This is a genomic window from Streptomyces sp. NPDC005722 (genome assembly GCF_040630935.1).
Lineage (GTDB): Bacteria > Actinomycetota > Actinomycetes > Streptomycetales > Streptomycetaceae > Actinacidiphila.
The window spans coordinates 93278-104757 of record NZ_JBEXYN010000031.1 but is presented as its reverse complement, the minus strand read 5'-3'; the positions used below and the strand labels follow the sequence as shown (position 1 = coordinate 104757).

Sequence of the window (11480 nt, the reverse complement as noted above, 5' to 3'; positions counted from 1 at the left end):
AGTCGATCGACCCGATCAGCTCACCCGTCCGCGTCAGCGTCGACGTCCCCGAAGCCTGCGCGATCCCGAAATCCGTCAGCACCACCCGGCCCGACCCCGCCAGCAGCACGTTGCCCGGCTTCACGTCCCGGTGCAGCACCCCCGCCGCATGCGCCGCCCGCAACGCCGCCACCATCGCCCGCCCGATCCGCGCGGCCTCCCCCGGCACCACCGGACCCCGCTCCTTCAGCACGTCCCCGAGCGTCGTCGACGGCACGTACTCCATCACGATCACCGGCAGACCCTCGTCGTCCACCACGTCGTGCACCACCACCACGTTGGGATGACTGATCCGCGCCGCACTGCGCGCCTCCCGCCGGGTCCGCTCGAACAGCGTCTCCAGCTCGTCCTCGTGCAGGTGCGGCTGCGGCGGGTGCAGGCGCTTCACCGCCACCGCGCGTCCCAGCAGCTCGTCCTCGGCCCGCCAGACCGTGCCCATCCCGCCACGGCCGATCCGCTCCACCAGCCGGTACCTGCCGGCCACCAGGCGTCCGAGGTCGGACATCGCGCGATACTCCTAGGTCATCCGTGGTCGGGGCCGGTCGCCGGGCCGGGCTCAGGACAGGGCGACGACCCGCGCCCGGACCGGGCCGGCGTCGAAGCGCAGAACGATGTCGTAGAGGTAGGTGTCGCCGGCCCGCGGCCCCAGGGCCGTCCGGGCCCCGGGCCGCAGGAGGCCGGAGACCGTCTCGTGCCGCTCGCCCGGCGCCGAGCCGCTGATGGTGACGAGCCGCAGGGACGCGCGGCCGGTGTTCTCCAGGGTGACGGTGCGGGTTCGCGGGCAGGGGCCGGCCGAGGTGCCCTCGGGGCACCGGAAGCGCACGTCCCCGAGTTCGCCCAGCCCGCAGGAGACCTCGGTGGCGTAAGCGATGCCCGACGAGCAGACGGCGCCGACCCGCAGACCCGCCGCGGAGGCGGCGCCCCCCACCGCCCCGTGCGCGTCGGAACCCCTCGGCTGCCCGACGACGAACACGCCGAGTCCGGCGGTGGCGAGTACGGCGGATACGAGTGCTTTCCGCACCGGGTGCTCCAAAGGGCGGGTGAGTCGCGCAGGGCGCCGGACGGACGGCGGCACGCGGATCGACGACGGACCGGGGAACGGCGCGGCGGCTCAAAGGCAACAACGCTTCCCCGGGAAGAGCACGTCACTTCCGATGACCCGCACCGCCATGACCCGCACCGCCCCGCTGTTCGCGGTCGACCGTTCCCACGGAATGGCGCATGAACTGGGCTTCGGCGACGGCCGGGCGCCGCAATTCGCCGACGGACACGCTTTCGTCCACGGAGTGGATCCGTGCCCCGGGTCCGCGGAATCCGATGGCGGCGGCCTTGTGGCATTCCTCGGAGGGCGCGAGGGCCGGGTCCGCGACCGACCTGAACGCGACGGGCTCCGCGAGTTCCTCCCGTGCCGCCGGGATCAGCGACGCGACGGTGCCGGCGAGGGGATCGGTGGACAACGGGGGAACTCCTTGGCGTACGCGGAAGAAGGCGCCGATCGCCGCGGGAGGGGAAACGCCTCACCGTCACGGGAATGCGACAGCGGTCCCCTCGACCCTATGCGGGCCCGGAGGGACCGGAATAGAAGGTGCGCGCCGGCTTCGGCGGCGCCCGGACCTCCGGAACGCAGGGAGAAGGCCCGCAACGCAGCGTGTCCCCCCGGAGCGGAGCGCTTCGGGGGGACACGCGGGGGACGACGGCCGGATCAGGCCGGCGGCCTCAGGTCAGCTGCAGCCGCTGGTGGAGCCGCAGCCCTCGCAGAGGTAGCAGCTGCCCGCGCGGCGCATCTTGGTGCCGCAGGAGAAGCAGAGCGGGGCGTCGGCGTTCAGGCCGAGCTGGATCTCCAGCAGCTCCGTCGAGTTGTGCGCGGTCTTCGGGGCCGGGGCCACCGCGACCGCCTCGGCCTCGGGCACGACGGTGGCCGCCGGCTTGGGCGCCTCGGTCTGGCGCGGGGCGGACTGCGCCAGACCCTCGACGTCGACCTCCTCGGCGGCGGGCTCGTAGGAACCCGTGTCCAGGTGGCGCTGGCGCTCCTCGGCGGAGTGGATGCCGAGGGCGGAACGGGTCTCGAAGGGCAGGAAGTCCAGCGCCAGGCGGCGGAAAATGTAGTCGACGATCGACTGGGCCATCCGCACGTCCGGGTCGTCCGTGAGGCCGGCCGGCTCGAAGCGCATGTTGGTGAACTTCGAGACGTAGGTCTCCAGCGGCACGCCGTACTGCAGGCCCACCGAGACGGCGATGGAGAAGGCGTCCATCATGCCCGCGAGGGTCGAACCCTGCTTGGACATCTTCAGGAAGACCTCGCCGAGACCGTCGTCCGGGTAGGAGTTGGCGGTCATGTACCCCTCGGCGCCGCCCACCGTGAAGGAGGTGGTGATCCCCGGGCGGCCCTTGGGGAGCCGGCGGCGGACCGGGCGGTACTCGACGACCTTCTCGACCGCGGCGGGGGCGGCGGCCGGCGTCGCCTCGGCCTTCTTCTCGCCCGCCTTCGTCTTGGCGGAGAGCGGCTGGCCGACCTTGCAGTTGTCGCGGTAGATCGCGAGCGCCTTCAGGCCGAGCTTCCAGCCCTCGTAGTAGATCTCCTCGATCTCCTCGACGGTCGCCGACTCCGGCATGTTGACCGTCTTGGAGATGGCGCCGGACAGGAACGGCTGGGTCGCGGCCATCATCCGGACGTGGCCCATCGGCGCGATGGAGCGCTCGCCCATGGCGCAGTCGAAGACCTCGTAGTGCTCGGGCTTCAGGCCGGGCGCGTCGAGGACGCTGCCGTGCTCGGAGATGTGGGCGACGACCGCCTCGATCTGCTCCTGCTGGTAGCCGAGACGGTGCAGGGCCTGCGGGACCGTGTTGTTCACGATCTGCATGGAGCCGCCGCCGACCAGCTTCTTGAACTTGACCAGGGCGAGGTCCGGCTCGATGCCGGTGGTGTCGCAGTCCATCATCAGGCCGATGGTGCCGGTCGGCGCCAGCAGGGAGGCCTGCGCGTTGCGGAATCCGTTCTTCTCGCCGAGGTGCAGGACGTCCTGCCAGGCCTCGGTGGCCGCGGCCCACACGGGGGTGTCCAGGTCGTCCATCCGCGTGGCGACCGCGTTGGCGTCGGAGTGCTGCTTCATGACGCGCTTGTGGGCGGTGGCGTTGCGGGCGTAGCCGTCGTACGGGCCGACGACCGCGGCGAGCTCCGCGGAACGCTTGTAGGAGGTGCCGGTCATCAGGGAGGTGATGGCACCGGCGAGCGCGCGGCCGCCCTCGGAGTCGTAGGCGTGGCCGGTCGCCATGAGCAGCGCGCCGAGGTTGGCGTAGCCGATGCCCAGCTGGCGGAAGGCGCGGGTGGTCTCGCCGATCTTCTGCGTCGGGAAGTCCGCGAAGGAGATGGAGATGTCCATCGCGGTGATGACGAGCTCGACGGTCTTGGCGAAGCGCACGGCGTCGAAGCGCTGGCTGCCCTTGCCGTCGTCGTCGAGGAACTTCATCAGGTTGAGCGAGGCGAGGTTGCAGGACGAGTTGTCCAGGTGCATGTACTCGCTGCAGGGGTTGGACGCGGTGATGCGGCCGGTCTCCGGCGTGGTGTGCCAGTGGTTGATGACGTCGTCGTACTGGATGCCGGGGTCGGCGCAGGCCCAGGCGGCCTCGGCCAGCCTGCGGAAGAGGGCCTTGGCGTCGACCTCCTCGATGACCTCGCCGGTCATCCGGGCGCGCAGGCCGAACTTCTCGCCGTTCTCGTACGCCTTCATGAACTCTTCGTTCACGCGGACGGAGTTGTTGGCGTTCTGGTACTGGACGGACGTGATGTCGTCGCCGCCCAGGTCCATGTCGAAGCCCGCGTCGCGCAGGGCGCGGATCTTCTCCTCCTCCTTCACCTTGGTCTCGATGAAGGCCTCGACGTCCGGGTGGTCGACGTCCAGGACGACCATCTTGGCCGCGCGGCGGGTGGCGCCGCCGGACTTGATGGTGCCGGCGGAGGCGTCGGCGCCGCGCATGAAGGAGACCGGGCCGGAGGCGTTGCCGCCGGAGGAGAGCAGCTCCTTGGAGGAGCGGATGCGGGAGAGGTTCAGGCCCGCGCCGGAACCGCCCTTGAAGATCATCCCCTCTTCCTTGTACCAGTCGAGGATGGACTCCATGGAGTCGTCGACCGAGAGGATGAAGCACGCCGAGACCTGCTGCGGCTGGGCGGTGCCGACGTTGAACCAGACCGGGGAGTTGAAGCTGAAGACCTGGTGGAGCAGGGCCCAGGTGAGCTCGTGCTCGAAGATCTCCGCGTCGGCGGCCGACGCGAAGTAGCCGTGGTCCTCGCCGCCCTTGCGGTACGTCGTCACGACGCGGTCGATGAGCTGCCGGAGGCTGCTCTCGCGCTGCGGGGAGCCGACGGCGCCGCGGAAGTACTTGCTGGTGACGATGTTGACCGCGTTCACCGACCAGAAGTCGGGGAACTCCACGCCGCGCTGCTCGAAGTTGATCGAGCCGTCGCGCCAGTTGGTCATGACGACGTCACGGCGTTCCCAGACCACCTCGTCGTAGGGGTGCGTCCCCGGGGTGGTGTGGATGCGCTCGATGCGCAGGCCCTTGGCGGCCGGGGCCGCCGCGGCCGCCTTGCCGGCCTTGGCTCGGGAACCCCGTGCCGGGCCGCTCGTCGTCTCTGTCATGTGCCGCCTCCCATTACAGGCATTACAGGTAAAACGCCCTGAAGCGCCGCGGTCTTCCCGCGTCGATGTGTCTCACGGCCGGTGCACCCCCAGGTGCCCGGCAAGTCCGGTGCCGGTGCGCCGCCGCTATTCCGCGGCGAGGGCGGCGGTGGGGACGGCTCCGTCCCGGCCCCGCCCTCCGGTGTCGCCCGGCGGCCCCTGGTCGCGCAGCTCCGCGATCGCCGCCTCGAAGTCCTCGAGCGAGTCGAAGGCCCGGTAGACCGAGGCGAACCGCAGGTAGGCGACCAGGTCCAGGTCCTTCAGCGGGCCGAGTATGGCCAGTCCGACGTCGTGGGTCGACAGCTCGGCGCTGCCCGTGGCGCGGACCGCCTCCTCGACGCGCTGCCCGAGCTGGGCGAGGGCGTCCTCGGTGACGGGCCGGCCCTGGCAGGCCTTGCGGACCCCGGCGATGACCTTGTTCCGGCTGAAGGGTTCGGTGACCCCGCTGCGCTTGATCACCATCAGCGAGGCCGTCTCCACGGTGGTGAACCGGCGGCCGCAGTCGGGGCACTGCCGGCGACGGCGGATCGAGGTGCCGTCGTCGGTGGTCCGGCTGTCGACGACGCGGCTGTCGGGGTGTCGGCAGAAGGGGCAGTGCATCGTTTCCCTCTCCCTCCCTCACCCACGGTGAGCGCACGACTTCTGAGCCCGAAGGGCCGGTGACGGCCCCGCGAAGCAGCCACAAGCATAGGCGATCCAGGAGGGCTTGATGACCCGGGGACCACTACTTGTGGGGGCTGCACTCCATCCAACCACTAGATCTGGTGCCGTGGTGGCCAAATGCGCCCATCGCACGGACCGCGTGTCGCGGCCCGCCGACGGGACGGGAGCCTACGCGACGCGGCGCCTCCCGGGGGAGCCGGGGCGCGAGTGACACACTGGGTGTACGGATCGTCACGGCTCGCGCATCATGGAGACGGGCGAGGGGAACGGGGGCGGCACCGCAATACCCGCCCGGGGAAACGGCGTTCGGATCTCGAATGCACGGTGAATTCGAATTTATATTCGATCAATACCATCTACACCTTGCTCGCGTCAGTAGATCTGTGCAAATTCACTCGAACGTGTGTTTGGCGCAACCTTTCGAAAGCAACTACCGTTGTCCTACTAGGGAGAACATCTCGAGAGGGGCCGCCGTGACCACCACCGCCGACAGCGCCGCATTGACCGCCCATGACCGCCCCCAGGACCGGGTACGCCCGATGGAAGCGATGAACGACGAGACGCCAAAGCCCGCGCGAGCGCTACCCGGACGACCTCCAGGAATCCGGGCGGACAGCTCCGGACTCACCGACCGCCAAAGGCGCGTCATCGAGGTGATCCGGGATTCCGTCCAGCGGCGCGGATACCCGCCGTCCATGCGTGAGATCGGTCAGGCCGTCGGGCTGTCGAGCACGTCGTCGGTCGCCCATCAGCTCATGGCCCTGGAGCGCAAGGGATTCCTCCGGCGCGACCCGCACCGGCCCCGCGCGTACGAGGTGCGCGCCTCGGACTCCGCGCAGGCACAGCCCACGGACACCGCGGGCAAGCCCTCCGCGTCGTACGTGCCCCTGGTGGGCCGGATCGCCGCCGGTGGCCCCATCCTCGCCGAGGAGTCCGTGGAGGACGTGTTCCCGCTCCCCCGCCAGCTGGTGGGCGACGGCGAGCTGTTCGTCCTCAAGGTCGTCGGCGACTCGATGATCGAGGCCGCCATCTGTGACGGCGACTGGGTGACCGTGCGCCGTCAGCCGGTCGCGGAGAACGGCGACATCGTCGCGGCGATGATCGAGGGAGAGGCCACGGTCAAGCGCTTCAAGCGCGAGGACGGGCACGTGTGGCTGATGCCGCACAACGCCGCGTACCAGCCCATCCCCGGTGACGAGGCGACCATCCTCGGCAAGGTCGTGGCGGTGCTGCGCCGGGTCTGAGCCTAGGACCCGCCCGTGACCGGGCCCCGGGACCTCTGCGCCGGTTCCGGGGCCCTGTTGTGTTCCGGGGAGCGTCTGCCGGGGGTGTGTTCCGGTGGTGTGTTCCGGGGGCCTGTCCTCGGGACGGCCCGTGCCCGGTGGTGTCACTCGGCCGCCGAGGCGGCCGCGTCGATGGCGGCCAGCGAGCGGCGGACCTGGTTGCGGTCGGTCGTCTGCCAGAAGTCCGGCATGGAGGCCTTGATGAAGCTGCCGTAGCGCGCGGTGACCAGCCGGGGGTCGAGGACCGCGACGACCCCGCGGTCACCGGAGGCGCGCACCAGGCGGCCGGCACCCTGCGCCATCAGCAGCGCCGCGTGCGTGGCCGCGACCGCCATGAAGCCGTTGCCGCCCTTCTCCTCCACCGCCTTCTGGCGTGCGCTCATCAGCGGGTCGTCCGGCCGGGGGAACGGGATCCGGTCCATGACCACCAACTGGCAGTTCGGCCCAGGCACGTCCACGCCCTGCCAGAGCGAGAGGGTGCCGAACAGGCAGGTCCGGGCGTCCGCGGCGAAGCGTCGGATCAGCTCGCCGAGGGTCTCCTCGCCCTGCAGCAGGATCGGGTGGTCGATCCGGCCGCGCAGCGTCTCGGCGGCGGACTGGGCCGCACGCATGGACGAGAACAGCCCGAGCGTGCGACCGCCGGCGGCCTCGATCAGCTCGGCGAGCTCGTCCAGCATGTCCTCCCGGCCGCTGTCCCGGCCGGGCTGCGACAGGTGGCGGGCGACGTAGAGGATGCCCTGCTTGGGGTAGTCGAACGGCGAGCCGACGTCGAGGCCCTTCCATTCGGGCGGCTCCTCCTCCCCCTCCTTGGCCACGGTGCCCTCCGGGGCCAGCCCGAGCGAGGCCGCGACCCCGTTGAAGCCGGCGCCGAGCCGGAGCGTGGCGGAGGTCAGGACGACGGAGCGCTCGGTGAACAGCTTCTCCCGCAGCAGGCCGGAGACGCTGAGCGGAGCGACCCTCAGCGAGGCGCCGAAGCGGTCGTGGCGCTCGTACCAGACGACGTCGTACTCGGAGCCCTCGACGATGCGCTCGGCGACCTCGTGGACGTTCTCGGTGGCGGCCAGCGCCATCTTCCGGACGGCGTCCTCGTCCTGCACCGAGCGGTCACGGGTCTCGCCGAGCGAGGTGATGACCTGGCGGCAGGCGTCGCGCAGCGCCATCAGGGCGTAGCGCAGATCCTCGGGCAGCTCTTCGAGGCGCCCGGGGAGGGCGAGTTCCATCAGCCGTTCGAAGCCCTCCGACGCGCTCATCAGGGCGTCGGCGGCCTTCTCGTTGACCAGCTTGGACGCGAGCTTCACCGTGCGGTTGACCCGGCCGGGGGTGAGCTCGCCGGTGGCGACGCCGGTGACGCGCGAGACCAGTTCGTGGGCCTCGTCGACCACGAGCACCTCGTGGGAGGGCAGGACGGGCGCGCCCTCCAGGGCGTCGATGGCCAGCAGCGCGTGGTTGGTGACGACGACGTCGGCGAGCTTGGCGCGCTCGCGCGCCGCCTCCGCGAAGCACTCGGCGCCGTAGGCGCAGCGCGAGGCGCCCAGGCACTCCCGGGAGGTCACCGAGATCTGCTGCCATGCGCGGTCGGAGACGCCGGGGGTCAGGTCGTCGCGGTCGCCGCTCTCCGTCTCGTCCGACCAGTCGCGCAGCCGCAACAGGTCCTGGCCGAGCTTGCTGGTGGGGGCGGCGGCCTCGAACTGGTCGAAGAGCCCGTCGCCCTCGTCCTGCGGCACGCCCTCGTGGAGCCGGTGCAGGCACAGGTAGTTGGAGCGGCCCTTGAGCATCGCGAACTGCGGCTCGCGGCGCAGCAGGGGATGCAGCGCGGTGACGGTGCGCGGCAGGTCGCGTTCGACGAGCTGGCGCTGCAGGGCCAGGGTCGCCGTGGCGACCACCACGCGCTCGCCGTGGGCCAGTGCGGGCACCAGGTAGCCGAGCGACTTGCCGGTTCCGGTGCCGGCCTGGACGAGCAGGTGGGAGCCGTTGTCGACGGCTTCGGCGACGGCTTCGGCCATGGCGACCTGGCCGGGCCGCTCCACCCCGCCGACCGCGCTGACGGCGGCGTGGAGGAGGTCGGTGAGGGCGGGCTTCGCGGGCTGTGTCATAGGGGGTCCAGCCTACGGGGCGGCACCGACAGCGCGGTCGCCGCCGGACGTCCGCCGGTCCCCCCGCGGGACCGGCGGGTCACAGGAGGTGACGCAGCGCGCGGTCGCGGACGAGCAGCGCGGCCCGTTTGCCGGGCAGCTCGACCTCCGCCGAGAAGCGGAAGCCCGCTGTGAGGAAGGCGGCGACGGACGGGGTGTTGCGCAGGTCCGGCTCGGCGACCACCCGCGTGCAGCGGGGACGCCGGCGCAGGGCGTGGTCGGCGACCGCCCGCAACAGGGTGCCGCCGAGGCCGCGTGCCCGGTCGGCGACGGGGCCGATGAGCAGGTGGAGGCCGGTGTCGTGGGGGCGGGCCGGGTAGTAGCGGGCCAGCGGGTCCAGGTCGGCGCGGTAGACCTCCCAGTAGCTCATGGGCACCCCGTCGAGGACCCCGACGCAGGGCATGCTGCGGCCGTCGCCGTCGAGCTGGGCGCGCAGGTGCCGCTCGGCGACCTCGGGCCGGCCCGCGAGCTCCCAGAACTCCGCCACGGCGGGGTCGTTCATCCAGTGGGCGATGACGGGGAGGTCGCGTTCGGGCCGTACGGGGACGAGCTGGAAGGTGCCCGCGGGGGTGCCGACCGGGCCCCAGTCGGCGACGCCGTCGAGGAGGTCGTCGAGGGGGGTCGGGCCGCCGGCGCGGTCGTCGGCGGTGACGTCCTCGTCGAAGAGGGCACGGATCTCGGGGGGCAGTTCCAGGTCGAGGGTGTCGTCGGCGTTCCCGGGCGGGGCTGCGGGGGCGGGGGTGGGTTCGGCGGTCGCCACGGCGGTCGCGGCCTCCTCTCGTCAGGCGGTGAGGGGGTTGGGGACGGTGACGTAGACGGACTGGGTGTCGACCGGGCCCGCCAGCTCGTCCATGCCGTGCAGCCGGGTGAGGAGGTTGGCCTTGCAGCGCAGCAAGGGTTCCTCCAGCAGCCGCGCGGGCAGTCCCGAGCGGCCGGTGCGGGCGGCCCGCTCCAGGAAGCGGCGGAGGGCGGCGAGGAGCACGCGTTCGTCGGCGAGCCGCTGGGAGCCGAGGGCGCCGACCAGGCCGAGGACGTTGTTGACCCCGAGGTAGTAGGCGAAGCGCTCGTCGGCGACGGCGTCGGCCACGAAGGTGTCGCTGTCCTCGCCGGCTCCGGGCAGCAGGGCCGTGAGGCCGGCGCGCGCGGACTCGCGGAAGTAGTAGCCCTGGTTGTCGCGGTACCGGCCGCCCGCCGGCCAGCCGCCGGCGTCGAGGACGACCAGGGTGTTCTGCTGGTGGGCCTCCAGGGCGATGCCCGCCTCGCCGTCGAGCCACAGGACGGGCCGGACCACGGCGTCGAGGTAGCGCAGGAACCACTCGGTGGCGACGGCGGCGACCGGTCGCCCGGTGCGGGACGCGAGCCGGCCCAGCAGTTCCGCGAGCCCTGAGCGCAGGGCGCCGCCGCCGTCCGGCGCGGGTCGGGGGGCCGTGATGCCGGCGAGGCAGCGCACCTCGTCGCGGGGGCCGAAGGGGTTGTGCCGCAGGACGACGTCGAGGCCGGGCACGGGGACGCCCTCGGGGGTGCCGACGGCCAGCCAGGCGGGGTCGCGGACGATGTCGAACCCGGGGTGGGCGGCGTGCCAGCGCGCGGCGAGGCCGGCCCTGAGCAGCCGGTGCACCTCGACGCCCCGGTGCAGCTCCTTGCGGAGGTTCTCACGGCGGGAGTTGGTGATCCGCAGGGCCAGCGAGAGCTTGAGCATCGCGGGAGCACCGGGCCGGTAGACGGTGCGCAGTGAGGACGTGGGGTGCCAGGGCTCGCCGGCGGCACCGAGGTCGTGGAGGAGTCCGGCCTCCAGCAGGGCGCGCACCCCCGGGCGGTGGGCGACCTCGCGGGCCTGCCAGGGGTGCAGCGGCAGGGGCACGGTGCCCGCGGGGAGCCGCCGGGTGAGCTCCGGTCCGGCGAGGGCCGCCAGCAGGTGCCCGGCGGGGACGGGGCGGCCGCGTTCGGTCCAGGCGGAGTCGGCGGCCAGGAGCGAGGGGTGCACGGACAGCCAGTGCAGGGCGAAGGACCCGCGCAGCTCCGGGGCGTACACCGAGGCTTCGGCCTCGGTGAGTCCTTCCCGGCCCTTGGGCGCGGGGTGCAGCGGGTGGCCGAGGACGAGGGCCTGCTCGGCGTCGAGGAAGGGGTGGGTGCCGTGGGGGGCGGCGGGGCGGGCGCGGCGTCCGGTGAGGAACGCGGCGGTCTGGCGTACGGAGTCGGCGACGCGCGCGACGAGGCCGGGACCGTCCGGGCCGGTCGTGGCGGCCTCGCGGGCGAGCAGCGCGGCGAGGGTGACGGCGTCCAGCGGGCCGCCTGCGGAGGCGGGCCGCGGCACGCCGAAGCGGTGGTGGCCGACGGCCGACCAGTGGCGTACCGGGACCAGGAGTTCGGCGCCGCTCGCCGGCAGCGGGACGCGCAGGGTGCGGCCGTCCGGCTCCGGCGGCAGCCCCTTCTCGCGGACCCAGCAGCGCAGCAGCGCCTCCGTGCCCGCGGCGTCGGCGGCGGCCCACGGGTCCGCCTGCTCCAGCGGGTCGGCGCCGGTCGGGGCGGCGGACGGCTCCGCGGGTTCCGCGGGGGCCGCCGGCTCGGTGCGGCCCGGCGGTTCGGCCATGGCGGCGCGCTGCTGGGGGACGGCCACGGTGGCCTCTTCGCCGGGACGTACGGTCATCGCTTCGCTCCGTGGGGGGTCGGCGCCCGGTGGCGTCCGC

At 72.7% G+C, this 11480-nt stretch carries 9 protein-coding genes; 1 reads left to right on the top strand and 8 read right to left on the bottom strand.

The window, feature by feature from the left end:
- From ABZ479_RS29450 to nrdR, 5 genes are all read right to left on the bottom strand, one after another.
- On the bottom strand, positions 1–544 hold a 544-nt coding region (locus tag ABZ479_RS29450), incomplete at its 3' end, for a serine/threonine-protein kinase (RefSeq protein WP_500464379.1).
- A gap of 51 nt (positions 545–595) precedes the next feature.
- Positions 596–1060 (bottom strand): hypothetical protein, encoded by a 465-nt coding sequence (locus ABZ479_RS29445; RefSeq protein ID WP_500464378.1) that lies wholly within the window; start codon positions 1058–1060, stop codon positions 596–598.
- A gap of 124 nt (positions 1061–1184) precedes the next feature.
- The gene (locus ABZ479_RS29440) at positions 1185–1496 is read right to left on the bottom strand and encodes a hypothetical protein (protein ID WP_500464377.1); all 312 of its coding nucleotides are present in this window, start codon (positions 1494–1496) and stop codon (positions 1185–1187) included.
- A 264-nt stretch (positions 1497–1760) separates the two neighbouring features.
- Positions 1761–4676, bottom strand: coding sequence for a vitamin B12-dependent ribonucleotide reductase (locus tag ABZ479_RS29435; RefSeq protein ID WP_500464376.1), 2916 nt, complete (start codon positions 4674–4676; stop codon positions 1761–1763).
- A 126-nt stretch (positions 4677–4802) separates the two neighbouring features.
- Positions 4803–5315 carry a transcriptional regulator NrdR gene (gene nrdR / locus ABZ479_RS29430; protein ID WP_499601899.1) on the bottom strand — a complete coding sequence of 171 codons (513 nt, stop codon included), beginning with the start codon at positions 5313–5315 and terminating at the stop codon, positions 4803–4805.
- 536 nt (positions 5316–5851) lie between these two features.
- Here nrdR and lexA point away from each other — a divergent pair.
- Positions 5852–6622, top strand: a complete 771-nt coding sequence (gene lexA / locus ABZ479_RS29425) for a transcriptional repressor LexA (protein WP_499601900.1) — start codon at positions 5852–5854, stop codon at positions 6620–6622.
- Between the two features lie 143 nt (positions 6623–6765).
- Here the strand turns inward: lexA and ABZ479_RS29420 are convergent, their stop codons facing one another.
- The 3 genes from ABZ479_RS29420 to ABZ479_RS29410 all read right to left on the bottom strand — a co-directional run bounded on the left by ABZ479_RS29420 (position 6766) and on the right by ABZ479_RS29410 (position 11440).
- Positions 6766–8754: an ATP-dependent DNA helicase gene (locus ABZ479_RS29420; RefSeq protein ID WP_500464375.1), complete on the bottom strand. Its 1989-nt coding sequence runs from the start codon at positions 8752–8754 to the stop codon at positions 6766–6768.
- A gap of 79 nt (positions 8755–8833) precedes the next feature.
- Entirely contained in the window at positions 8834–9553 is a 720-nt protein-coding gene (locus tag ABZ479_RS29415; protein ID WP_499601903.1) for a GNAT family N-acetyltransferase, read from the bottom strand.
- Between the two features lie 21 nt (positions 9554–9574).
- A complete protein-coding gene (locus ABZ479_RS29410) occupies positions 9575–11440 on the bottom strand; it encodes an IucA/IucC family protein (RefSeq protein ID WP_500464374.1) in 1866 nt (621 codons plus the stop codon).
- Positions 11441–11480 lie beyond the last annotated feature (40 nt).